This is a genomic window from Clostridium sp. JNZ X4-2 (assembly GCF_054889485.1).
The window spans coordinates 16,164-39,965 of record NZ_CM142685.1; the positions used below are offsets into that span (position 1 = coordinate 16,164).

Sequence of the window (23,802 nt, forward strand, 5' to 3'; positions counted from 1 at the left end):
TCTTTTAATTGTCTATAAAGTTATTCCAGTTTTTATGATATAATGGTAATATGAATATAATTGCTTGCTTTAAAAATGTGTTATTGGAGGTTAGTATGAACTCAGAAGACAGAAGAATATGTATTAAGGAAATTCTTGAAAAAAGTTATAAACCTCAAAAAGGCCATATTTTAGCTGAAAAACTAGGTGTTACCAGACAGATAATAGTTAAGGATATAGCAATCTTAAGGGCTGAAGGTAAAAGTATAATAGCTACTCCTGACGGATATTTAATTCCCAAAATAGAAAGGAAACTAGTTAGGAAGGTAATTGCTGTTTCACATAAAACAAATGAAATAGAGGATGAACTTAAGACTATAGTAAAATTTGGAGGAAAAATAGAAGATGTTATAGTAGAGCATCCTTTATATGGTGAGATAAAAGGAATGCTTATGATAAAAAATTTATATGATGTAGACAATTTTGTAGATAAAATAAATAAGTATGAGGCTGAACCTTTATTGATATTGACAGGAGGTGTGCATTTGCATACCATAGTTGCGGATACTTATGATATATTGCATAATATAATAAGTAAATTGGAAGAAAGAAATTATATAATTTCTGATTAAATTATAATTTTAAGTTCAATGGATGTTTGCATATTTAATATGCTTCCTGTTTTTATCAGTAGCTATATTTGGAGATTATTTATATTTGTAAAGAGGTGATTGATATGAAAAAAAAGAGACTGGTATTTGGTATATTAATTTTAGTTCTTGTTTTATGTATTTTATTTTTAAGTAAAATTGTAAATTTTGTAATCAATGTAGAGTGGTATAAAGAAGTAGGATATCTATCAGTTTATTTTACAAAAATTGTAGCCATGTGCAAGCTTATACTGCCTTTATTTGTAATAAGTTTTATAGGTATATGGTTATACTATAAAAGCCTTCGAATAAGTATCATAAAATATAGAAAAGTTATTGAAGTAAACAGTAATAAAGATAAAATTGAAAAAAGAGTAGTTTTAATAGTAGATTTAATTATTTCATTTATAGTTTCATACATATTTGCATCAACTTATTGGTATAGGATTTTACAGTTTACAAACTCTGTACCCTTTAATGTAAAAGATCCAATTTTAAATTTGGACGTTTCTTTTTATGTATTTAAATTGCCACTTATACAATCGTTATACAGTACATTTTTAGGATTGATAATTTTTTTGAGTTTGATAACTTTTTTTACATATTTTTTATTAAATATAAAAGATAGATTTGCTTCAAAAAGCTTTAAAAAGGGTTTTGGTAAAATAGATATTTTAAATAACAATATTACAAGATTTGCAGGAAAACAACTAGCGGTTTTAGCCGCTCTTATAATGATTTTTATATCAATAGGATATATTTTAAAGTGTATTGGACTCGTATACAGCCAAAATGGTGTAGCATTTGGAGCAAGTTATACTGATGTTCATGTAAGTTTATTGTTTTATAAAATTATTGCAGTGGCATCTATCATTGCAGCTGTAGTTATATTTATAAGTATAATTAAAGCCAGATTTAAGTTTATTATAATTTCAATAGTTGTAATAGCAGTTCTAGTTATAATCAAAAGTGTGTCCTATTTTGTAGTTCAGAATTTTATTGTAAAATCCAATCAAAAAACTTTAGAACAGCCATATATAAAATATAATATAGATTATACGCGTAAGGCATATAATATTGACAATGTGGCTACTACTTCTTTTCAGGTAAAAAATGATTTGACTGCAGAAGATGTAAAAAATAATATGGATACTATAGACAATATAAGAGTTAATTCTTTTAATCCCACTCTTGAATTTTACAATCAAGTTCAGATTATAAGATATTATTATCAATTTAATAATATTGATGTGGATAGATATTATATAGATGGAAAATTCAATCAAGTATTTATAGGAGCAAGGGAAATAAACAGCAAGGCAATAGATCCTAATACATGGCAGAACAGGCATCTTGTATACACCCATGGATATGGCGTAGTAATGAATAAGGTAAATTCCGTAACTTCAGAAGGACAGCCCAATTTTGTTATAAAGGATATGCCTCCTCAAAATTCTACAGATATAAAATTAGTTAATCCAAGAATATATTTTGGAGAGAAAACGGACAATTATGCAGTTGTAAATACTAAATTGGATGAGTTTGATTATCCAAAAGGAAGTGACAATGCAACTAATAATTACAATGGCACTGCTGGAATAAAGCTGGGAATCATCAATAGAATTTTGTTTGCAATAAATCAAAAGGATATAAATTTTCTTCTATCTAGAGATATAACTAAGGAAAGTAAGATATTGATAAATAGAAATATAAAGGATAGAGTTAATAAGATTGCACCTTTTTTAAATTATGAGTCCGATCCATATATAATTATGAGTGGTGGTAAGCTATATTGGATATTAGATGGCTATACATTTTCAAATGAATATCCTTTTTCACAACCGCAAAACGGTTTGAATTATATAAGAAATTCCGTAAAAGTTGTTATGGATGCTGAAAATGGAAATGTGAAATTTTACATTATGGATAAAAATGATCCTATAATCAAAAGCTATGCAAAAATATTTCCCGGGTTATTTAAAGATATAAATAAGTTGTCACCAGACATAATTCAACATTTTAAATATCCAAAGGACTTGTTTAATGTTCAGTGTAGTATACTTGGAAAGTATCATGTAACAAATCCAGGGGTATTTTATAGCGGTGAAGATTTATGGGAAGTAGCTGCAAATCAGAAGGAAGTTAGTGGAGAAAAAAATTTAATTGAATCACCTTATGTGGTTATGAAACCTACAGGTGCCTCAAAGGAAGAAATGATATTATTACAGTATTTCAATATGAGAGATAAAGATAATATGGTTGCTTTATTTGGAGCTAGGATGGATGGAAATAATTACGGAAAACTTATTCTTTATAAATTTCCACCTGAAAAAACTGTTTACAGCCCTTATCTGTTTAAACAAAAATTAAATCAGGATACAACTATATCTCAGCAATTGTCTCTTTGGAATAAAAATGGATCAACAGTTCAATTTGGTGATACAATGATAGTTCCTATAAAAAATTCTCTGTTATACGTAGAACCTATGTATTTAAGAGCCAACGGGAAAGACAGTATACCGGAAATGAAAAGAGTTATAGTATCTTATGGAGATAAGATGATATTAGCTCAAAGTATAGATGATGCTTTAAATCAAATATTTAATTACAATCAGGACTCTAGTGGTGAAAGTACTGATAATTCCCAAAATCAAACGGCACCTTCTGCTAATAATGATCAGATTGAAAAAGCAAAAACTTTATATGAAAATGCATTGAATTCACAGAAAAATGGTGATTGGGCAAAATATGGAGAGTATATTCAAGAACTTGGTAAAGTAATAGATTCTTTAGGTAAATAGAATACTTTAAACTATATAAGGATTTGTTTAGTTACCTTGAAAGGAAGATTTAACATGGATTATGATGTAATTATATTGGGTGGGGGAATAGTAGGATGTGCGGTTTCCTACGAACTCTCCAAATATAATTTAAATATAGCACTGATTGAAAAAGACTATGATATAGCTGATGATGTAGCACTGATAAATTCCTCTATAGTTTATGACGGATTGGAATGTGAAGATACATTATTGGCTAAATTAGAACTCATGGGTAATAGACTTATGCCAGGATTAGCCTCTAAGTTTAATATTTGTTTTAAAAAAAAAGGATATTTGCTTGTAGCAAATAGTGAAAAAAGTGAAGAAAAGTTAATTAGAATATATGAGAGAGCCTTAAAAAGAGAGATAAAAAATATATATTTACTCAATTCTTCTGATATACATGAAATAGAACCAGATTTAAATGAAAATGTGAGAAAAGCTATTTATTCTAAAAATACTGGAATTATATCACCCTATGATCTAGCAATTTCCTATGGTGAAATTGCATTTGACAATGGAGTTAACTTTAAATTAGGAGAAGAGGTATTGGATATACAAAATATATCCAGGGGATTTAAGGTTGTAACTAATAAAAATAAATTTACTTGTAATATGGTGCTAAATACAACTCCGGGAGAGAATTACAGTATAGATAGTGAAAACAAAGTAAATAAAGATAGAAAATATTTAAAATATTTTCTTGTAGAAGAAAATACTAAAAGAGATTATAAAAATATAATTTCTATGGTGGAGGAAGATAATGAGAAGATATATACTATGCCTACTAGAAAAAATGGATTGTTGGTAGGCATAAAAAATGATAAAAAAATAAGTTGTGAAAAGGCTTTACAAAAAATTAAGTATTTTATAAAGGATATATCTGAGGAGAACATTGAAGAATTCTATGAATCTTTGTTTTATAATGATTCTTTAATTATAGATGACAGTTTAATTGACAAGGGTTATATTAAAGTGGCCGGTAAGCATTATGGTCAGATTACAATGACTCCTGTAATTGCAAATATAGTGTGTGAAACTATAGTGAATAATTTGAATTGTGTTTTGAAAAAGGATTTTGTAGATAGGCGAAGGGAATTTTACAGGTTTAGAGATTTGTCTAATGAGGATAGAAAAAATATAATTAAGTTAAATAAAAATTATGGCAGGGTAATATGCTATTGTGAGAAGATAACAGAAGGGGAGATAATAGATGCTATACGGAGACCTCTAGGTGCACGTACTATAGAAGGGATAAAAAGAAGGACAGGTGCTGCATTGGGAAATTGTAAGGGTTCTCAGTGTCTTTGCAAAATTGCATCAATTCTTTCTAGGGAAATAAATAAGGATATGATATATATAGTAAAGGATTCTAAGAACTCCAATATTATTACAGGCAGAATAAAGGAGTTTGACGAAATGTAGTTATGGGGGAGTTACAGATTGATTAAAGAGGTTATTTGTAATAAGTGCAGCAAAAAGTGTATACTTGATATAGATAGATACGAAGATACAGTAGAAGTTAAAGGTAATTTATGCGACATGGGAATAAAATATGCAAAACTGGAAATAGATAATAAAAGTGATATATTTACTACTGTTGTGAGAATAAAAGGTTCCGATTATAATGTAGTCCCTGTAAAAAGTTCAAAACCTTTGGACAAAGGTTTGTGGATAGAGTGTTCTAAGGTCTTAAGCAGAATACACGCTGGGGCTCCTATAAAAATGGGAAGTATAGTATGTAAAAATATTTTAAACACAAGAGTAGATATAATTTGTACTAAAAGCATTGATAAAAATGCCAAATAGATTTCAAATTTTACTTTATTATTTTTAAAGTATTGGTTACAATAGATATGTCTGTGAAGTTGATATGTACTTAGTTTATTGACAGTGGAAGAGTATGTATATATAATTGAATTAAAATTAGCTGATGAAAAGGGTAGTAGCTTTATTATGATTTAAGAGAATCAGTGGCTGGTGTAAGCTGATATCATGATATTGTGAATCCACCTTGGAGGTACTGTTAGACACAGTTCGGTGATACCGTTATAATCTTAAAGAGAATTAATATATTATATTGATTAATTAGGGTGGCAACACGGAGTCTTTTCGTCCCTTTGGGATAAAAAAGGCTCTTTTTTATATATAATTACATATATTACCAAGGAGGATTATAATTATGTTGGATTTAAAGAAAATAAGAAACAATCCAGAAGAAATAAAAAAACAGCTTACAAATAGAGGAGAAGATTTTGATTTATCAGATATTGATAAGGTAATATCTTTAGATGAAAAAAGAAGAAAAATTTTAGTTGAGGTAGAGTCTTTAAAAAATAAAAGAAATCAGGATTCATCAGAAATAGCCAAATTAAAAAGAAATGGTGGGAATGCGGACAATTTAGTAACTGAAATGAAAGAGGTTTCAGATAAGATAAAGCAGTATGATGTCCAGCTGTCAGAGGTTAATGATAAAATAGAATATATAATGCTCAGGATACCTAATATACCAAACCCTGCAGTTCCAGAGGGAAAAACAGATGAGGACAATGTTGAAATCAGAAGATGGTCGGAGCCTACTAAGTTTGACTTTGAGCCAAAAGCTCACTGGGATATAGGTACGGATCTCAATATACTTGATTTTGAAAGGGGTGGAAAAGTATCAGGATCGAGGTTTACATTTTATAGAGGATTAGGAGCAAGGCTTGAAAGAGCTGTAATAACTTATTATTTGGATTTTCATACAGAGAAACATGGATATGAAGAGCTATTTCCTCCTTATATGGTAAATAGAACTAGTATGATAGGTACAGGGCAGCTTCCTAAATTTGAAGAAGATGCTTTTAGAGTAGCTAATAATGACTTTTTCTTAATTCCAACTGCAGAGGTGCCCGTGACTAATTTTTATAGAAATGAGGTATTAAAGGGAGAGGATTTACCAATAAAACATGTTGCATACAGTGCTTGTTTTAGAGCTGAGGCTGGTTCAGCAGGAAGGGATACACGGGGAATTATAAGACAACATCAGTTTAATAAAGTGGAAATGGTAAAGTTCACAAAGCCTGAACAGTCTTATGAAGAGCTTGAAAAGCTGACTAATGATGCTGAGGATGTGCTTAAAGGTCTTAAACTTCCTTATAGGGTGGTTAGAATATGTAAAGGTGACTTGGGATTTACAGCAGCACTTAAGTATGATATAGAAGTTTGGATGCCTAGCTACAATAGATATGTTGAGATATCCAGTTGTAGTAATTTTGAAGATTTCCAGGCAAGACGTGCTAATATTAAATATAAGGAAACTCCAAAGGATAAGCCAAAATATGTGCATACTTTAAATGGTTCTGGAGTAGCAATAGGAAGAACAGTTGCAGCTATTTTGGAGAATTACCAGCAGGCAGATGGAAGTGTAGTAATTCCTGAATTGCTGAGACCATATATGGGTGGAAAAGAAGTCATCAAATAATTATAGATATTAAAAAACAACAACTTTTTAGCAGTAACAATGCTTAATAAAAGTTGTTGTTTTTTATTTTCCCAATTAAAACCACTGGTTCTTACCCCCGAATTGCATAGATCTGTGTATCGGATTTACTGGCTCAAAACCGCCCGGAATATTTATTTAGGAAGACTTGTGGAATTAAAGAAAAATATTATGAAAGTTTTTGATATGGATCTTCCTATAATTTCAGGAGGAAATTCCAGTAGCCTTTATATGGTTATGGATGGTACAATATCAGAGGGAATTAATCAATTGAGGATTGGAGAAGGTATAGTATTAGGTAGGGAGACTTCTTTTTGAGGTTATATAGCTAATTGCTACGATGATGCTTTTATACTTAAAGGTGAGATTATAGAGATAAAAGAGAAACCTACCGTTCCTATGTAGGTGCTATTGATATGGATCCTTGTAAAGCAGGAAAAAAACTTTATGAAGTTTTAGGTACAGATGCTAATGAAGATAATAATTGTATAGTTGTAAAAGATGCAGATGAAGTTATAAAATCTCAATTTGCTGATATGTGCATGATTGCCACAGCTTCTTTTACAAAGGTTGTGTTTCCATTTATAAAAAAGCTGCAGATGCAGGTATGGATGTGATAACAACTGCTGAGGAGATGTGTTATCCAAAAGTTTTAGATCCGGAGATATCGGAAGAAATGGATAGGATAGCAAAAGAAAACAGGGTTTCAATATTGGGCACAGGTGCAAATCCAGGTTTTATAATGGATTTAATAGTTATTGCATTAACTGGAGTTTGTAACAAAGTGGACAGTTTAAATGTAATAAGAGTTAATGATTTGGCTTGATTTGGCAAGGCAGTTATGGAAGAATAGGGAATAGGATTAAGGCCAGAAGAATTTAGAGAGGGGGTTAAAAATAATAAAGTAGCAGGACATGTTGGATTTTTACAATCATTTGGAATGTTTACAGAAGCATTTAATGTTAAATTTAGTGATGTAAGACAGGAAAAATGGCCTATTGTCACAAAGGTAGAGCGTTCTACAGATACCGTTTCAGTAAATCGGGGAGATGTAGCTGGATGCAGACAATTGGGTTTTGCAGATTTAGGAGATAGACAATTCATTAGAATGGAGCATCTGCAGTAGGTAAGGCCAGAATTAGAAAATGTAGAAACTGGGGATTATATAAATATAAAGGGCCGGATATTAATCTTAGGATAAAACCAGAAATTCCAGGAGGGACTGCGACAATTGCCATATGTGTTAACATGATTCCGCTTATAATAAATTCTACTCCAGGATTGAAAACCATGTTGGATTTACTATTGCCAAGGGCAATAATTGGAGATGTCAGAAATTTAGTAAAAGACATAAGTAACTGATTCTTGAAGAGGTAATTTTCCTATATTAAAATTAAGGGGATTGATGTTTAGTATGAATTTATTTAGAAAAAAAAGTATGGACGGTTTTAAAGATACAGTTTCCAAAACCGATCTTAAAAAAGGATTGACTTCTTTTGATATAGCAGCCATGGGAATTGGATCAGTAGTAGGTACTGGTATATTTGTTGCAACTGGGCAAGGCGCTCATATGGCGGGCCCAGCAATTACAGTATCTTATATAATAGCAGCAATAACAGCTGTATTATGTGCTCTTACTTATGCAGAACTAGCTACTATGTTTCCAATTGCCGGAAGTACTTATTCTTATTGCTATATAGCCTTTGGTGAAATTATAGCATGGATTATAGCTTGGAATTTAATACTTGAGTATCTTGTAGTTGCAGCTACTATTGCTACAGGCTGGTCTTCCACCTTTGTAGGAGTTTTGGCTACATATAATATACATCTATCTGAAATGCTTACAAAATCTCCACTAGCTGGTGGAATAGTGGATTTGCCTGCTGTTTTAATTGTTGCACTTATAACGTGGATTTTATATATTGGGGTTTCGGAAAGCGCAAAAGTGAATAATATCATAGTTGCTATAAAAATAACTGTAATAGCTGTATTTATAATAGTTGGTGCAGGTCACATAAATATTGCTAACTACCATCCTTTTGCTCCTTTTGGATTTAAGGGAGTAATGTCGGCAGCATCAATTATATTTTTCGCATTCATCGGGTTTGATGCGGTTTCTACTGCAGCAGAAGAGACAGTTAACCCCAAAAGAGATATTCCATTGGGATTGGGCATTTGCATGATTGTAATTGTTATATTGTATATAGGAGTGTCATTAGTTCTTACAGGAATAGTACCTTATAAATTAATAGATGTAAATAATGCACTGCCAGCTTCTCTAGCACATATTGGAATAAATTGGGGTTCTGCGTTAGTTGGTGTAGGAGCTATTATAGGAATGATTTCCACCCTTTTAGTAACCGTATATGGACAAGTTAGAATATTTATGAGTATGTCTAGAGATGGATTGCTGCCTAAATCTTTTGCCACTATATCCAAGATTCATAATACACCAGGACGCTGTACTATAATAACAGGAGCTGCAACGGCAATTATAGGAGGATTTTTACCGCTTTCAGTACTTATTGAATTGTGTAATATAGGAACTCTATCTGCTTTTTTAGCTGTGTCTGTAGGAGTTATTGTTTTAAGAAAAACTATGCCTGACATTGAGAGAAGGTTTAAGTGTCCAGGGGTTCCATTTACACCAGTATTGACTATATTTTTCTGCTTATATCTTATGATGAGCTTGCCAGCTGTTACTTGGATTAGATTCTTAATATGGACAATAGTTGGTGTTTTAATTTATTTTCTATATGGAGCAAAACACAGTACATTAAATGAATTTCCTTTAAAAGATAAGAGCATTTAACATATTAATAGGTTAGGGGAGGGTACTGTAATCCAGTAACTTTCCCTTTATGTACTTAACCCGAATTATTCACAATATACAAAAAGCCATGCTGAACATGGCTAAAACACTAAATTTATAAAATTTTTAATTTTCACCTAAAAAGTGATAAAAAAGTATTAAATTTCAATAGAAAAATTAAAATAGATTTTGAAGGTGGAGATTTAACTTCCGATGCGGGTATTTTATTATACAAGGAATTTGATGAAAAGATAGGCTTCAGTCAAATTATCAAAGAAAATCTTTCTGTCCAAGACAGTTCAGCAGAATCTAGAACCCACAAAAATGAAGATGTTGTGGTTCAAAAAATATACCAAAGAATTGCGGGTTATGTTACCGATGATGCTGCTGATGAATTACGACATGACCCTACTTTCATAGAGGTTTTGGATAAAGAAGATTTGGTTTCCCAGCCTACTATTTCAAGATTTAACAATAGAGTATCTGTTGAAACATTAAAGAGCTATCAAAAAATCAATGAACTTTTATTGGATAAAATGTATTCTTTGGAAATACCAGAACATATTATTTTTGATATAGATTCTACCAATTTTGAGACCTATGGTATGCAGTATGGCTCAGATTACAATTCTCACTATGGTTCCAACGGATACCACCCATTACTTATGTTTGATGGATTGACTAATGAAATCTAGGACAATTGAAACAATTCGTATGAAGCTAATAAAGGTTGCAGCTAAGATAGTGAAAGGCGGAAGATATCTGAAATTTAGATTATGCAGCAGTTATCCATATAAAAAACTGTTTTTTAAAATACTTGACAGCATAGGAAATATTCCTATCACGTTCTAAATGAACGTATGATTTAAAAGCAAAATATTGCAGGGTTTATATTTAATGTCAGGGGGGTAGTTTACCATTTTTGGGGATATGTACTTTTAGGTTACATCCTTTTTGCTTAATTTTAAGGTCAAGATAGGTTTTGAACTAATACAAAAAATTAAAAATTCAAATCCTATCATTAAATTTACAATAATAACCATAGAAATTGAGCTCATGAATAATTCGGGATTAACTTTATCAGCCCACTCTTTATAGTCTATACAATATTAGTATTTTATCAAGTTAATATTAAGGTAACATTATTACAAGTTAACAATATTTTTTAAACTTTGGGTTGACAGTAAATATATATCATGATATAGTATATTAGTAATCGCTAGGCATACGAAGGTGAAAAGTTATTTGAAATGACTTTATGCGGAAAGATGGTCGAGTTGGTTTAAGGCACCGGTCTTGAAAACCGGCGTACGGGTGACCGTACCAAGGGTTCGAATCCCTTTCTTTCCGCCACATAAAATATTAAAGGTAGGACATGGAGAAATACTCAAGTGGCTGAAGAGGCGCCCCTGCTAAGGGCGTAGGTCGAGTGATCGGCGCGAGGGTTCAAATCCCTCTTTCTCCGCCATAGATTTCATTAAGATGCATTAAGTTTCAAAGTTCACTTAAAATAGGATCTTTAAGAAATTTAAATTTTATTAAGAGTCATTAAAATGAAGTACAACTGTGGTAATTGATGTAGTCAATCAAAGAAGTTATCCATTAAATTGGTTGCTTCTTTTTTTACTTTATTGAGTAAGCTCAGTAGTTTACTGTATTTTCCAGAAGTTTAGCACTTGGGAAATTTTTAAGACGATAGTCCTTTGGGTTATAAAGTTTCATGAGTATTTGCAGTAGAATTAATAGATTCCGATTTTTACTGGAAATTATATAGAAAAAATTTGCATAATAAAAGCATCCTTTTTATAATAGTTTTGCTAGAAATTTTTCAAAAAAGGATGCTGATAAAATGAGCAAAAGTTATTTGAAACAGTTACTCACTTATATTAACAGGGTATATGATGTAGGTAAAAAAATCAATACCTTGAAAGATAAAAGAGCAAAATCTCCAGTAAAAATTTCAATAATTACTTTTGTAGTATTATTTGGATTCATGCTTCAAATAAGAAGTTTTAATAGATTGAAGCACTGGATTGAAAAGAATAAATTTAAAAAAGTTCTGCCTAAAAAAAATAAAATACCGGGTATTGATGCCATTAGGCGCTGTTTGAATAACTTTGATATTGATGGCTTAAAAAATATTAACGAGCATGTAATAAAATCCACTATAAAAAATAAGGCATTTAGAAATGGTACTATTGACGGTTTGAAGGTGGCCGCCATAGATGGTGTAGAACTATTTGACAGTGTTAAAAAATGTTGTGACAACTGCCCTTACAAGGGTTGATAAAAATGGTATAATGCATTATTTTCACAGATCAGTAGTTTGTGCAATGGTTGGTTCTGATCCACATACTGTTTTAGATCAGGAAATGCTTGAGCCCAAAAAAGACAGTTTAGGTAAAGATGAACGTCTTCACATTGTAAAAGACGCATTAGGTTTATTTAAGTGCCGTGAGGCGGATAAAAACTGGATTGTAAAAAAGAGTACAAATATTTACACAAAGATTAAGGCTTGGGAAGATGATAATTTTGAAATGTCTGACAAGAATATAAAAGTGTGGAAGAAATTCATACTGGAGATAAAATAATGATTAAAGAAGGATCGATCATAACAACAGATAAATTTATAACGGCGGAAACGCTGTGGAGAATAATGCATAAAAGATGGGACATTGAAAATAACGTATTTCATCAATTAAAAACAGAATGGCATGTAGATCATTGTTTTCTCCACAGCCCTGCGGGCATAGAGACAGTTCTAATGTTTATAATAATAGCATTTAATTTGATGCAATTATACTTTTTTAGATGTATAAAAGGTTTTAGAAAGAAGAATATGCTTCAAATAGATGTTATAGAAGATATAAAAGATGAAAGATTTACTATAGAAGATAATTGGGATAACCCACTATTTATAAAGGTATAAATTCAAAATAAAGCTGGGAATTTTTTTGCTGGGATTCTGGGGAAAAGGGTAGGTTTAGCTATTTTTATGACTTGACGGCCTACAGATTTACCAGCCTTTTAAGTAAATGCAATATAATACAATTCCAGTAAAAACAAAATTTTTACTGGAATTTAAGTTCTAAACCTCTGTATATTTTCTTAGATAATTGACAGGGTCATAAGGAAGCGTATAAGTGACAAACAGCCTTTTTTATTACTTCAATTCGTAATTTGGGTGTAGCCCTCCAATCCTGCTATACTAGAGCCAAGGTTGGATCAAGAAGTTTCCTTACTTCTGCGGAACAACCAGCATACAACTGAATAAATTCAATAAAGGAAAATACACCAAAATATTGACCAGAATATATTATAACGGATTTTTGCTTATCTTTTTTATCATGCACAACACAGGCACATAAATCAACATCACTGCTGGATTTATCACTTTGCCACATCAAGCCTAAGTGTTTAACCAGGTGTATTTCTTGAGTTTTTCGTTTTTTATTAGGATGTTTCTGCCATTTGTTTTCGAGGACAGCTATTTTTACAGCTTCTTCGTATATTGTCATGCTCTTTTTTGCAGGTATATATGTATCTACACCTTTTTCGAGTTTTAACGAATTTATAACATCACGTGAAATAAATCCCCTGTCATTTATGAGAATATCACCCTTCTTTAAACATTTACTGTTTAAAAGCATATATCTACAAAGCTCTAAATCATGAGGTTTAATAGAGTCAAAAACTATTTCTTCAATAATGCCTGAATCATCCATGAGTCCCCGCAAAGTTCCAAGTTTGTAACCACGTACAGATTCTCCATCAATTTTTATAACTCCTGAATTTTCATAATTTGCATTATCTAAGTTTACCTTTATTTTAGTACAATCAAGAATATGTATTGAGGGAGATATATTAAGAGATGGAAGTACAACATTTTGAGTGTAGTGATTATAGGATTTTATGAATTCATTTTTTTCAGTAAATCCATATTTGTCAATTAAGTTTCTCATAACGCCTTCGGCAAATAAACCTTCTTCAAGATTTCTATCTGTATCCCACATATTCCATCCAAGTTCTGATAATAATTCACAATCAGTTACAGCAAAAGCAACATCAGTCAAGCTAGTTTTATGTTTCATCTTGGCTGTAATTGCTAATGCAATAAGTATATTAAAAGGAATATGTTTATTTTGCTTTCTTTTATCTTTAAAGCTTTCATCTAACTTGCTTATAAGTCCAATATTTTTCATTTTTAGAATTATTGTATCTATAAGGTTAGGAAAACTTACATCAGCAGCATCGATGTTTTCTGATTTTATGGATTCTAATACTTTGCTTTTATCATTTTTGCTTAATTGTAACATGTAAAATATCTTCTTTAATTATTATTACTTTAGATATTATAATTCTATAAAGGGTTTTAAAATCATTTTTTTTAAGCAAATATTATAGCACTTATTTTTAAATATTTTCATATTACTTATTAAAGTTTTATTACTTCAATTCGTAATTTGGGTGTAGCCCTCCAACCCTGCTATACTAGAGCCAAGGTTGGATCAAGAAGTTTCCTTACTTCTGCGGAACAACCAGCATACAACTGAATAAATTGAATAAAGGAAAATACACCAAAATATTGACCAGAATATATTATAACGGATTTTTGCTTATCTTCTTTATAGTTCTTAATAGCTACTGGGAGGGACTTGCCTGAATACTTACTTCCCTCCTGCATATTTTTAAACACTTGAAAATACATATAGCCAATAAGTGTCATGACTATATGAAAAGTTATAAAATTGTATTTTGTACTCTTAAAGTCTTCTAATTTCCAAAAGTCCTTTATTTGCCTATAATCTTCCTCTATTTCTGGCCTTAATTCATAAATATTTATTATTTGTTTTGCAGTTTTATTTGTGTCTGTAGTTAAAAACACGTAATATTCATCATCTTTTTTATCATGCACAACACAGGCACATAAATCAACATCACTGCTGGATTTATCACTTTGCCACATCAAGCCTAAGTGTTTAACCAGGTGTATTTCTTGAGCTTTTCGTTTTTTATTAGGATGTTTCTGCCATTTATTTTCGAGGACAGCTATTTTTACAGCTTCTTCGTATATTGTCATGCTCTTTTTTGCAGGTATATATGTATCTACACCTTTTTCGAGTTTTAACGAATTTATAACATCACGTGAAATAAATCCCCTGTCATTTATGAGAATATCACCCTTCTTTAAACATTTACTGTTTAAAAGCATATATCTACAAAGCTCTAAATCATGAGGTTTAATAGAGTCAAAAACTATTTCTTCAATAATGCCTGAATCATCCATGAGTCCCCGCAAAGTTCCAAGTTTGTAACCACGTACAGATTCTCCATCAATTTTTATAACTTCTGAATTTTCATAATTTGCATTATCTAAGTTTACCTTTATTTTAGTACAATCAAGAATATGTATTGAGGGAGATATATTAAGAGATGGAAGTACAACATTTTGAGTGTAGTGATTATAGGATTTTATGAATTCATTTTTTTCGGTAGATCCATATTTGTCAATTAAGTTTCTCATAACGCCTTCGGCAAATAAACCTTCTTCAAGATTTCTATCTGTATCCCACATATTCCATCCAAGCTCTGATAATAATTCACAATCAGTTACAGCAAAAGCAACATCAGTCAAGCTAGTTTTAAGTTTCATCTTGGCTGTAATTGCTAATGCAATAAGTATATCAAAAGGAATATGTTTATTTTGCTTTCTTTTATCTTTAAAGCTTTCAGCTAACTTGCTTATAAGTCCAATATTTTTCATTTTTAGAATTATTGTATCTATAAGGTTAGGAAAATTTACATCAGCAGCATCGATGTTTCCTGATTTTATGGCTCCTAATACTTTGCTTTTATCATTTTTGCTTAATTGTAACATGTAAAATATCTCCTTTAATTATTATTACTTCAGATATTATAATTCTATAAAGAGTTTTAAAATCTTTTTTTTAAGCAAATATTATATCACTTATTTTTAAATATTTTCATATTACTTATTGAAGTTTTATTATTTTACCCTTGACAAATAAATTGAGCTGAGATAATATATAAAATATTGGTACTCAAGAAACTAAAACAGTTTACTCAATTCAATAAGGAGGTGCCAATTTGGATAAAAAGGTAAATAACATAATGTTTCCGGTAGTGATGCTTAGCCTAGCACTTGGTCTGCGGCAAATATCCATGACTATTGTAACTCCATTTATTTCTACTTATTGCAAAAATTTAATCGGTTATACTCCTTTATTGGCCGGATTGGCAGTAGGTGCGTTTGGACTCATGCAAGCGATTTTCCAGATTCCTTTTGGTATCCTCAGCGACCGCTTCGGCAATAAAAAGATAATGATCGGTGGACTTAGTTTGGTGGTCGTTGGTTTGGTCCTTGCATACTTTGCAAATAATATCGGTCTCTTAATATTTGCGCGCGCTTTACAGGGAAGCGGAGCCGTGATAGGCGTGGGATATTCATGGATTGCCGGTTTAGCGGACGATAGCAACCGGACAAAAGCCATGAGCATAATGGGAGCGTTTATTTCAGCGGCAGCGGCTCTTGCATTTGGGGTCGGCCCCCTGCTTCGCGGGGTCATGTCTGTGAGTTGGATGTTTATGGCCGGTGCAATCCTGCTTTTCGCCAATGAATTGTATATCCTGTTCTTTATCAAAGACACAAAGAGTTCAGATAATAACAATATTCCCCAAGGCAATGATTTTCACATTCTATTAAAAAACAAGACTTTTGTGATCATGAATCTTGTAGCGTTTATTAATAACTTTATGATGATGTCTGTTTTTTATGCTGTGCCATATTATATCGATACTGTTACAGGGCAAGCCGGTATGTGGAAAATATTTATCCCTGCTATTGCCGCCGCCATAATTGTAATGAAATTTTCAACCAAATGGGCTGATAAAGGCCATCTTAATACGGTATTAATTGGCGCATTTTTGATTTCCTGTGTCGGTATACTTTTCTTCTTTGAGAAAAATTTATATATTTTTCTTTTGATAGGGACGACTTTATTCATGTGCGGTTATATTTCAATTGCTACGATTGTTGCCACGGATGTCAATAATATTGTCGAAGATCGGTATCGGGGCACCGCCAACGGAATTTTTAATTCATTTCAATACGTAGGTAATTTTGCTGGCGCACTTGTTACGGGAGCAGTTTGGTCCGTATCGCAAACTCTTGCATGGATTCTGCTGTTTTGCGTTGGAATCGTCGGTTTGCTGATGATCGTTTTCGGCAAGCCCCAAGAAAATAAAAATTAGGAGGTAATCAGATGAAAGAGGCAATTCTAGATGAAGCCGTGCGGCTCATTCAGCTTTATGGACTTAAGAAATTCAAAGTCGATGAAATTGCCGAGGAACTTAAAATAAGTAAAAGAACAATTTATCAGCATTTCCGCGGGAAGGACGAAATCATCCAAGAATATTTTTCAGCTGTGGTTACGAGCGATAAAAACAGCGTTTTGAAGACGTTGGACAGTCGGAAAAACATCATTGAAAAAATTCACAAAATCGTATATTCCAGTCACCAATACAAACTCCCAGTCTTGGTTCTAAGTGAAGCAAAAAAATTCTATCCAAATGAATGGGAGAAAATCGAAGAACTGAAACAATTTAAACTAGATGTACTCAAGAAGCTTTTGGAACAGGGTTCACGCGAAGGCATGGTAAAATCGGACATTCACTTTGGTGTCCTATCTAAGATGCTTGAAGAAATAAGCAATATGTTCACTGATTATGACTTTTTGCTGGATAATAAATTGAAAACAACAGAAGCAATTGAGGAAGCATTGCAAATTATTTTTAATGGAGTTTTAGCAGAAAAAAAGTAGAGTCACATTTACGGCCAGGCTTACAAAAAATGTAAGTTTGGCTGACTACTATTTATACTTATTTTCACCTCAAAACTTGCGGTTTGAAGGATTTTTCATGCCTATTAAATTTTTCACAAATACCATTCGGTCGTTTATAAACCATCGGGTGTGACCAGTGGAATTCAAGCTCTACCTTTATGCTTTGTGGGACACCCTCCCATTGGGCATTTTTAGCCTTCGGCAACAACAAGTTTTTGCGTAACTTCGGGTCAACCTGGCCCGAAGTCCGGTCCCGTTGCCGATCCCCGCTGCGCTCCGTCTCCATTGACAATCCATCTAAAAACCGGAATCCTGCGGGTAAGTGTGGAATTTCGGCTTTTGTCAACGGACTTTTGCGGTATATGATTCGTCGCTGTGCTCTGTTCGCTATTCCACGTTCCCATTCGCCCTGAGGGTATACACCCCTGTTTCTGTTCCTTGGTTGAGCCGGGGGCACAGCGGCCTAATTGCCGGACAGTTTCATGTCACAATATTGCGTTTTTTCACAGCCCCCAAACCCGTATAGATACTGGTTTTTTTCCTTTAACTTATTCCCGTTTTGAGGGGGGTACATGGTTTTATACATCTACCCTTGAAAATCAGACAAAAAGCTAACGGACGCATTTTTACCCTCAACTTTGAAAGCAGAGGATTCACATTAGTTATGATTTAGTGGGTATTCTGCAGGAACTGAACGCACCAGTAGACGAAAGAATGGCATAGCTTTTTGCACCATTCTTCCAAGTCCGATTCAATACTGTTTTGCGAAGGACTGCCTTTTAGGGTGCTTATTTTATTTATTATAATAATTGAACAATGTGAGTTTATTTCCATTAAATTAATATTTATAGAATTTCACTTCTTTTTTATACTTATTTTAAGGAAGGAATGAAATAATATGTTTGAGATAGATAATATACTATTACAAATAGAATCTTTAAAAAGAAATCTTGACAATTTAATTACGCAGAAAGATAGTCTATTGGATTCAGAAATAATTGTTGCCAGTCAGATGTTAGATTTAATGTTAAATGAATATAGCAAAATAGTTAAGGGGAAAATGGATAAATGAAAAGCAGCCGAGAAACATGAAACAATAAGAGCAGAAAAAGGATGAAAACCAAATAAGGAAAGTATATGTAACCGGCGGATATAAGAATATTATACATAAGTATGACTTTGAGTAAAAAATAAGTAGAATAATGGCTAATGAAAGTTAGAGGATATTAACTCCTTTTGTTGAAATGTTAGAGAAAAGGGAGATGATATATGTATGCCAATATATAGAAGTGATGCTGTCGAAATTAAGGGGGTATATGGAAATACATTAAAAAGCCTAGAAGCTAAAGTTAAGGATGTTCTTGAAGTGGATCTAAAAAATAAAATGATAATTGATATAAAATATGCGCAAACACAGAATGAGTATACAGCACTAATTATTTATGATAAGGGAATAAATTAATAAAGTCTTATTAAGAGTACTATAGAGAGCCTTTAAGTAACAGGGCTCTTTATTAAATTTCAAACCAAATGAATAGGAAGGTGGTGACAATGTGGATATGCTAAGAGACAGATTAATAATATATTTAAAGTATTATTTTTAATTATAATCACATAATATTCTTGAGGTGAAGTATATTGTTTCAGCCTAAAAGAGTTATATTTCAAAATGCAGCATTGGAATATGAAAAAGGAAAGGAAATAATGAAATATTTTAAGGATAAAGACATAGAATTAATATATTCTAAAAGTGGAAGGATAACACAGATACCAGGAAATACAAACTTCAAAATGTATTTTGAGGGTAAAAGTACATTAGTAGTAGGGGTTAGAAAATCTTGTGAATTTCAATCATGCAAACCATCGGCTCATTATCAATTACCATTGGTAAGTGGTTGTATGGGAATGTGTGAATATTGTTATCTTAATACTCAGATGGGTAAAAAACCTTATACAAAAGTTTATGTAAATATAGAGGAGATATTAAATAAATCAGATGAGTATATTAAGGAGAGATTACCGAGTATAACAATATTTGAAGGGGCGGCAACTTCTGATCCAATTCCGGTTGAACCTTATACGGGAAATTTAGAGAAATCTATACTGCATTTTGGAAGAAGCAAAGCTGGATATTTTAAATTTGTAACTAAATTTACTGATGTAGATACTCTTCTTCACTTAGATCATAATGGAAAAACTATTGTAAGGTTTAGTGTAAACACAAATAGAATAATAAATGAATTTGAACATGGGACTCCTAAATTTGAGGACAGAATGAAAGCAGCCAGGAGAGTTTTAAAGGCTGGATATAATCTGGGATTTATAATTGCACCGGTATTTTTATATCCTAATTGGGAAACTGAATATGGGGATGTTATAGATAAAATAGGGAGTAGCTTCACTAATTCAGATATTTCTTTTGAAATAATATCTCATAGGTTTACTAAAAGGGCAAAAAAAAATATTTTAACAGTATACCCTAAAACAATGTTGCCTATGGAAGAAGAAATAAGAAAATTTAAGTATGGTCAGTTTGGATATGGAAAGTATGTATATAAAGATGATGAATTAGATTATATGAAGAAATTTTTTAGAAAAAATATAGAAAAATATTTTGATGAATCAAATATAAAGTATATAATATAGTGAATTAAATATAGGCTTCCTTATAGCTGTTACATTAATTTAATGCATCGCTTTTTAGTTTGTAGTATAATATAAATAAATTTTAATTATTTATAGATGAGCATCTGTCATTCGGGTAAAAGATAAAGGTTTAAGACTAAGACATTATTGTTAATAGATATATGCAGTCGATTCAATTATACTAAGGCTTAGCAAAATAAGGATTACATCTTCATAAAAAATTTAAAACCGTTACAATTGTGTTAGAAGGTTTTATAGATGATTCAGATACTTACGGTATTATTTGGTTGACCAACAATACAGAAAATAGTAATTTTGTAAAGAAAAATCAAGATATGAAACTTTGAATGATTAATAGGAAGAAGTAAATTATATGTTATTTAATATAGATATATAATGTAAGATTTAAACACTGGGGATTCACCATCCCCAGCATAAATTAAGTATCAACATATTGAAGGGCAATTTTTAGTTTATACAAAATTAAATATTTAATAACTTTAATATATTGATAGCTTTATGATAATAGAATATGTTTAATTTAAATTATTATACTGGAAGTTTAATGCAAATAATATATAAGGTTGGGGATCTTAAACAGATAAATATCTGAAATTGATTATAAATTATAAAAAAGATGATAAACTTAATGTGGAAAGATGTGAATAAAAAGGTATGGGAGGTATAAATAATGAAAATAGAAAATTTGAAAGTATATGATTTGGAAGAAAGTATAAGAGCAAGTAAGTACCCCATGGCGGTAGATACTAATAAATGCAATTCAAATATTACAGATACAGTTAAAAGTTTAGCTAAATCACCTAAAGGTGAAGCTCATGATCAATTTTTATCTGGAATACGAGTTGCTTTTGATTTAACTTTTAGTAATAAAGCATGGGTTGAATTGGAAAGATATAGATTTATTACTTTTGTGAGTAGTCAGAGTACAATGCATAGAATAGCAAAATTTGATTTATTTAAGCAGTATAATAAATATGTAGATAAAAGAATTATTGATATTATGGAAGAATTAAAGGATGTTTATAATAAAACCCAAAGTAAAGAAGATTATCTAAAGCTTTTGTATTCTAATCCGGCAGGATTTGAACTTACTGCAAGATTGACTACTAATTATAGATGCTTAAAAGGTGTGTATAGTCAGAGAAAAAATCACAGGTTACCGGAATGGCGGGAATTTTGCAAATGGATTGAAACATTACCTTTTTTCAAAGAATTAATAATTTAAACTAGAAGAGATACCTTTAATTGTATCTCTTTTTTAATTATAAGAATGGTGGTGTGGATGATATAAGTTTATGTTTCATACATGTATTTGATTTTATGAGAATAAATTTATAATAAAGGAATTTTGTTAAAAGGGGTATTTGTATGGGATATTATGTTAAGGTAGAATCAGGTGTAAAAATTTATATAGAGGATCTCAATCCAAAAGGTGAAAAGACAATTTTATTTTTACATGGGTGGCCCGGAAACCATAAATTGTTTGAGTATCAGTTTAATAAATTGCCCAAGATGGGGTACAGATGTATAGGGATGGATCAAAGGGGATTTGGTGAATCAGATAAACCCTTTACAGGATATTGCTATGATCGATTATCGGACGATGTTAGAGATGTGGTGGAGGCACTTAAATTGAAGGATTTCACATTAGCTGGACACTCCACAGGAGGCGCAATTGCTATTAGGTATATGGCAAGGCATAATGAATATGGAGTATCTAAACTTGCTCTTTTTGCAGCAGCAGCACCTAGTCTTATCCAACGTTCATATTTTCAATATGGGCTAACAAAAGAAACCGTAAATGAAATTATTCAGGAAACGTATAATGACCGCCCTAAAATGCTGAGAGGATTTGGAGATATATTTTTTTTTCAGTATATAAGCAAACCATTTTCAGATTGGTTTTTCCAATTGGGATTACAGGCGGCAGGCTGGGCTACTGCATCAATTGCTAAAGTTTGGTTAGATGAAGAAAAGCTATTCTCTGATATAAAAAAGATAAGCGTTCCGACTTTGATTCTGCAGGGTATTCATGACAAAGTATGTCTATTTCCACTGGCAGAAGCACAAAGACAGGGTATTAAAAATTCTAAGCTTGTTGCATTCAAATATAGTGGTCATGGATTATTTTATGATGAGCGGGATAAGTTTAATAAAGAATTAATGCAATTTATTGAAGAATAAGTTTTACCATTTTCATTTGTACTTTACGTGGCGTAATCGTTGTTGTGTTTGCTTTTGATAATGATAAGCTAATTGGATTTGGCCGTGCAATTTCAGATGGAATTCGTCAAGCTGTAATTTATGATATAGCTGTATTACCTGAATATCAAGGTAAAAACATAGGTAGAACAATTGTTGGCTATATCTAAATGTAATTTTATATTAGAATTAAAAAAGAAACTTGATATCTTGGGTGTTGAAATATGTAAAATTGCTCTTGAATCAGCTGATGAGGCTGTGAAATTGGAACCAAACCGTAAAACTGAGTGGATAGTTGATAGAAAAGACGCTAAAACTTTATTAATAGTGTTTGGTGAAGTTAAATATAAAAGGACTTATTATAGATCTAAAAGTACAGGGGAGCATAAATATTTGTCAGATGAGTTTTAAGGTATTGTTAATTATTATAACTATGACAAAGTTGTAGGCTGCAGTGCAGAAGGGCATGTAAGCCATATCCTGTCGGATGGACTGAGCAGCAGACCACTTGGATGGAGTGTAAAAGGAGTGTATCAAATAGCACGACTTAGAGCTTATACTGCAAACGGAGGAAAAGTTTATAATCTTTTTAAAGAAGCAGCAGATAAAAAGAAAAGAGGAAAGTATTTTTATTTATCCAAGAAATCTACAGTATCCTTTATTAAAAATGGTTGTCTGGAAAAATTTAATAATATAGAAGTATTGAATATTGGCAAAAAAACACGTTTAAGTATTATGCTCAAAGCTCTTAGAGGAGCATAGGTTAAAGTATATTACAGGGAAAGTCCGTAGTTTTTTAACCCACAGTAAATTGACACAATCCTTTTTTTCGGTAAAATTGATTTTAGATTTTATTTATGTTAAAATAATTATGTTAATATGCGTCAGTAGCTCAGTTGGATAGAGCAGTTGGCTACGAACCAGCGTGCCGGGGGTTCGAATCCTCTCTGACGCACCACACATATTGATATAAGCGGGTTTCCAGAGATGGAAATTTGCTTATATTTTTAATTTAACGTATTTTTAACACATTAGTTATTCATAGCAAGTAATTTCTATTCAAATGGGTCATTTAGAGTTTCTACTGTATCTACTTTTTATTTATGCATGACATGGGTATATATATTTGCAGTTATGGAACTTTGACTATGACTCGGGAGCTTCTGAACTGTTCCTATGTTCAAATAATTTAGTAACATATGCCTTAGAGAATGAAAATTGCGATAAGGTATTTGGGCTTTCTTTAAAGCACGTGAATATGCTCTAATTAAGTTTCTTGAATCTATGATATTTCCAGTTGATGTAGTAAAAACATAATTATTCTCAT

The 23,802-nt window shown here is 31.6% G+C and carries 25 protein-coding genes, 3 tRNA genes, 4 pseudogenes and 1 other annotated feature; of the genes and pseudogenes, 29 read left to right on the top strand and 3 right to left on the bottom strand.

The window, feature by feature from the left end:
• Positions 1-95: 95 nt before the first annotated feature.
• From ACYUJ6_RS00085 to ACYUJ6_RS00165, 17 genes and pseudogenes are all read left to right on the top strand, one after another.
• A complete protein-coding gene (locus tag ACYUJ6_RS00085; RefSeq protein ID WP_461843905.1) occupies positions 96-611 on the top strand; it encodes a 3H domain-containing protein in 516 nt (171 codons plus the stop codon).
• A 104-nt stretch (positions 612-715) separates the two neighbouring features.
• A complete protein-coding gene (locus tag ACYUJ6_RS00090; RefSeq protein ID WP_461843906.1) occupies positions 716-3,430 on the top strand; it encodes a UPF0182 family protein in 2,715 nt (904 codons plus the stop codon).
• Between the two features lie 54 nt (positions 3,431-3,484).
• Positions 3,485-4,876, top strand: a complete 1,392-nt coding sequence (locus ACYUJ6_RS00095) for an FAD-dependent oxidoreductase (RefSeq protein WP_461843907.1) — start codon at positions 3,485-3,487, stop codon at positions 4,874-4,876.
• 18 nt (positions 4,877-4,894) lie between these two features.
• Positions 4,895-5,260, top strand: a complete 366-nt coding sequence (locus tag ACYUJ6_RS00100) for a DUF1667 domain-containing protein (RefSeq protein ID WP_461843908.1) — start codon at positions 4,895-4,897, stop codon at positions 5,258-5,260.
• A 115-nt stretch (positions 5,261-5,375) separates the two neighbouring features.
• Positions 5,376-5,574, top strand: a binding site (T-box leader).
• Positions 5,575-5,633: 59 nt separating this feature from the next.
• The gene (serS, locus tag ACYUJ6_RS00105; RefSeq protein WP_461843909.1) at positions 5,634-6,914 is read left to right on the top strand and encodes a serine--tRNA ligase; all 1,281 of its coding nucleotides are present in this window, start codon (positions 5,634-5,636) and stop codon (positions 6,912-6,914) included.
• Between the two features lie 168 nt (positions 6,915-7,082).
• Positions 7,083-7,250 carry a hypothetical protein gene (locus ACYUJ6_RS00110; RefSeq protein ID WP_461843910.1) on the top strand — a complete coding sequence of 56 codons (168 nt, stop codon included), beginning with the start codon at positions 7,083-7,085 and terminating at the stop codon, positions 7,248-7,250.
• Between the two features lie 98 nt (positions 7,251-7,348).
• The gene (locus ACYUJ6_RS00115; RefSeq protein ID WP_461843911.1) at positions 7,349-7,549 is read left to right on the top strand and encodes a hypothetical protein; all 201 of its coding nucleotides are present in this window, start codon (positions 7,349-7,351) and stop codon (positions 7,547-7,549) included.
• A gap of 125 nt (positions 7,550-7,674) precedes the next feature.
• Positions 7,675-8,058 (top strand): annotated as a pseudogene (locus ACYUJ6_RS00120) (hypothetical protein).
• A gap of 59 nt (positions 8,059-8,117) precedes the next feature.
• The gene (locus tag ACYUJ6_RS00125; RefSeq protein WP_461845395.1) at positions 8,118-8,294 is read left to right on the top strand and encodes a hypothetical protein; all 177 of its coding nucleotides are present in this window, start codon (positions 8,118-8,120) and stop codon (positions 8,292-8,294) included.
• Between the two features lie 52 nt (positions 8,295-8,346).
• Positions 8,347-9,744, top strand: coding sequence for an amino acid permease (locus ACYUJ6_RS00130; protein WP_461843912.1), 1,398 nt, complete (start codon positions 8,347-8,349; stop codon positions 9,742-9,744).
• 221 nt (positions 9,745-9,965) lie between these two features.
• A complete protein-coding gene (locus ACYUJ6_RS00135; protein WP_461845396.1) occupies positions 9,966-10,439 on the top strand; it encodes a transposase in 474 nt (157 codons plus the stop codon).
• A complete protein-coding gene (locus ACYUJ6_RS00140) occupies positions 10,429-10,596 on the top strand; it encodes a transposase (RefSeq protein WP_461843295.1) in 168 nt (55 codons plus the stop codon). The genes ACYUJ6_RS00135 and ACYUJ6_RS00140 overlap by 11 nt, the downstream gene beginning before the upstream one ends.
• A gap of 410 nt (positions 10,597-11,006) precedes the next feature.
• Positions 11,007-11,097, top strand: a tRNA-Ser gene (locus tag ACYUJ6_RS00145).
• A gap of 24 nt (positions 11,098-11,121) precedes the next feature.
• Positions 11,122-11,212, top strand: a tRNA-Ser gene (locus ACYUJ6_RS00150).
• Positions 11,213-11,593: 381 nt separating this feature from the next.
• Positions 11,594-12,031, top strand: a complete 438-nt coding sequence (locus ACYUJ6_RS00155) for a hypothetical protein (RefSeq protein WP_461843913.1) — start codon at positions 11,594-11,596, stop codon at positions 12,029-12,031.
• Entirely contained in the window at positions 11,985-12,335 is a 351-nt protein-coding gene (locus ACYUJ6_RS00160) for a hypothetical protein (protein ID WP_461843914.1), read from the top strand. Before ACYUJ6_RS00155 ends, ACYUJ6_RS00160 begins: the two co-directional genes overlap by 47 nt.
• A complete protein-coding gene (locus ACYUJ6_RS00165) occupies positions 12,335-12,673 on the top strand; it encodes a transposase (RefSeq protein ID WP_461843915.1) in 339 nt (112 codons plus the stop codon). Before ACYUJ6_RS00160 ends, ACYUJ6_RS00165 begins: the two co-directional genes overlap by 1 nt.
• Before the next feature lie 274 nt (positions 12,674-12,947).
• On the opposite strand, the gene ACYUJ6_RS00170 is transcribed toward ACYUJ6_RS00165, so the two are convergent.
• Positions 12,948-14,060, bottom strand: a complete 1,113-nt coding sequence (locus tag ACYUJ6_RS00170; protein WP_461843916.1) for a hypothetical protein — start codon at positions 14,058-14,060, stop codon at positions 12,948-12,950.
• 170 nt (positions 14,061-14,230) lie between these two features.
• On the bottom strand, positions 14,231-15,622 hold the full coding sequence (locus ACYUJ6_RS00175; RefSeq protein WP_461843917.1) for a transposase: 1,392 nt from the start codon (positions 15,620-15,622) through the stop codon (positions 14,231-14,233).
• Between the two features lie 230 nt (positions 15,623-15,852).
• On the opposite strand from ACYUJ6_RS00175, the gene ACYUJ6_RS00180 reads away from it, so the two are divergent.
• The 12 genes and pseudogenes from ACYUJ6_RS00180 (at position 15,853) to ACYUJ6_RS00235 (ending at position 23,433) form a co-directional block, all read left to right on the top strand.
• Positions 15,853-17,016 carry an MFS transporter gene (locus ACYUJ6_RS00180; RefSeq protein WP_461843918.1) on the top strand — a complete coding sequence of 388 codons (1,164 nt, stop codon included), beginning with the start codon at positions 15,853-15,855 and terminating at the stop codon, positions 17,014-17,016.
• A gap of 11 nt (positions 17,017-17,027) precedes the next feature.
• Complete coding sequence (locus tag ACYUJ6_RS00185; RefSeq protein ID WP_461843919.1) at positions 17,028-17,585, top strand: TetR/AcrR family transcriptional regulator; 558 nt, start codon at positions 17,028-17,030, stop codon at positions 17,583-17,585.
• 919 nt (positions 17,586-18,504) lie between these two features.
• The gene (locus ACYUJ6_RS00190) at positions 18,505-18,678 is read left to right on the top strand and encodes an aspartyl-phosphate phosphatase Spo0E family protein (RefSeq protein ID WP_461843920.1); all 174 of its coding nucleotides are present in this window, start codon (positions 18,505-18,507) and stop codon (positions 18,676-18,678) included.
• Positions 18,679-18,879: 201 nt separating this feature from the next.
• Positions 18,880-19,068: a hypothetical protein gene (locus tag ACYUJ6_RS00195; RefSeq protein ID WP_461843921.1), complete on the top strand. Its 189-nt coding sequence runs from the start codon at positions 18,880-18,882 to the stop codon at positions 19,066-19,068.
• Between the two features lie 176 nt (positions 19,069-19,244).
• The gene (gene splB, locus ACYUJ6_RS00200) at positions 19,245-20,252 is read left to right on the top strand and encodes a spore photoproduct lyase (RefSeq protein WP_461843922.1); all 1,008 of its coding nucleotides are present in this window, start codon (positions 19,245-19,247) and stop codon (positions 20,250-20,252) included.
• A gap of 691 nt (positions 20,253-20,943) precedes the next feature.
• Complete coding sequence (locus ACYUJ6_RS00205; RefSeq protein ID WP_461843923.1) at positions 20,944-21,498, top strand: hypothetical protein; 555 nt, start codon at positions 20,944-20,946, stop codon at positions 21,496-21,498.
• 143 nt (positions 21,499-21,641) lie between these two features.
• Positions 21,642-22,457, top strand: coding sequence for an alpha/beta fold hydrolase (locus ACYUJ6_RS00210; protein ID WP_461843925.1), 816 nt, complete (start codon positions 21,642-21,644; stop codon positions 22,455-22,457).
• Between the two features lie 44 nt (positions 22,458-22,501).
• Positions 22,502-22,642: pseudogene (locus ACYUJ6_RS00215) on the top strand (GNAT family N-acetyltransferase); the annotation flags it as partial.
• Positions 22,632-22,886: a UPF0236 family transposase-like protein gene (locus ACYUJ6_RS00220; protein WP_461843926.1), complete on the top strand. Its 255-nt coding sequence runs from the start codon at positions 22,632-22,634 to the stop codon at positions 22,884-22,886. The pseudogene ACYUJ6_RS00215 and the gene ACYUJ6_RS00220, both read left to right, overlap by 11 nt.
• Positions 22,887-22,916: 30 nt before the next feature.
• Positions 22,917-23,004, top strand: a pseudogene (locus ACYUJ6_RS00225) (hypothetical protein); the annotation flags it as partial.
• On the top strand, positions 23,004-23,237 hold the full coding sequence (locus tag ACYUJ6_RS00230; RefSeq protein WP_461843927.1) for a hypothetical protein: 234 nt from the start codon (positions 23,004-23,006) through the stop codon (positions 23,235-23,237). The pseudogene ACYUJ6_RS00225 and the gene ACYUJ6_RS00230, both read left to right, overlap by 1 nt.
• Positions 23,238-23,356: 119 nt before the next feature.
• A tRNA-Arg gene (locus ACYUJ6_RS00235) sits at positions 23,357-23,433 on the top strand.
• Positions 23,434-23,572: 139 nt separating this feature from the next.
• Here the strand turns inward: ACYUJ6_RS00235 and ACYUJ6_RS00240 are convergent.
• A pseudogene (locus ACYUJ6_RS00240) lies at positions 23,573-23,794 on the bottom strand (tyrosine-type recombinase/integrase); the annotation flags it as partial.
• Positions 23,795-23,802 lie beyond the last annotated feature (8 nt).

Excerpts from the sequence above, each read along its gene's own strand:
- ACYUJ6_RS00085 (WP_461843905.1), top strand. The coding sequence starts at position 96 with ATGAACTCAGAAGACAGAAGAATATGTATTAAGGAAATTCTTGAAAAA.
- ACYUJ6_RS00090 (WP_461843906.1), top strand. The coding sequence starts at position 716 with ATGAAAAAAAAGAGACTGGTATTTGGTATATTAATTTTAGTTCTTGTT.
- ACYUJ6_RS00095 (WP_461843907.1), top strand. The coding sequence starts at position 3,485 with ATGGATTATGATGTAATTATATTGGGTGGGGGAATAGTAGGATGTGCG.
- serS (WP_461843909.1), top strand. The coding sequence starts at position 5,634 with ATGTTGGATTTAAAGAAAATAAGAAACAATCCAGAAGAAATAAAAAAA.
- ACYUJ6_RS00115 (WP_461843911.1), top strand. The coding sequence starts at position 7,349 with ATGGATCCTTGTAAAGCAGGAAAAAAACTTTATGAAGTTTTAGGTACA.
- ACYUJ6_RS00130 (WP_461843912.1), top strand. The coding sequence starts at position 8,347 with ATGAATTTATTTAGAAAAAAAAGTATGGACGGTTTTAAAGATACAGTT.
- ACYUJ6_RS00140 (WP_461843295.1), top strand. The coding sequence starts at position 10,429 with ATGAAATCTAGGACAATTGAAACAATTCGTATGAAGCTAATAAAGGTT.
- ACYUJ6_RS00155 (WP_461843913.1), top strand. The coding sequence starts at position 11,594 with ATGAGCAAAAGTTATTTGAAACAGTTACTCACTTATATTAACAGGGTA.
- ACYUJ6_RS00165 (WP_461843915.1), top strand. The coding sequence starts at position 12,335 with ATGATTAAAGAAGGATCGATCATAACAACAGATAAATTTATAACGGCG.
- ACYUJ6_RS00170 (WP_461843916.1), bottom strand. The coding sequence starts at position 14,060 with ATGTTACAATTAAGCAAAAATGATAAAAGCAAAGTATTAGAATCCATA.
- ACYUJ6_RS00175 (WP_461843917.1), bottom strand. The coding sequence starts at position 15,622 with ATGTTACAATTAAGCAAAAATGATAAAAGCAAAGTATTAGGAGCCATA.
- ACYUJ6_RS00185 (WP_461843919.1), top strand. The coding sequence starts at position 17,028 with ATGAAAGAGGCAATTCTAGATGAAGCCGTGCGGCTCATTCAGCTTTAT.
- ACYUJ6_RS00190 (WP_461843920.1), top strand. The coding sequence starts at position 18,505 with ATGTTTGAGATAGATAATATACTATTACAAATAGAATCTTTAAAAAGA.
- ACYUJ6_RS00195 (WP_461843921.1), top strand. The coding sequence starts at position 18,880 with ATGCCAATATATAGAAGTGATGCTGTCGAAATTAAGGGGGTATATGGA.
- ACYUJ6_RS00205 (WP_461843923.1), top strand. The coding sequence starts at position 20,944 with ATGAAAATAGAAAATTTGAAAGTATATGATTTGGAAGAAAGTATAAGA.
- ACYUJ6_RS00210 (WP_461843925.1), top strand. The coding sequence starts at position 21,642 with ATGGGATATTATGTTAAGGTAGAATCAGGTGTAAAAATTTATATAGAG.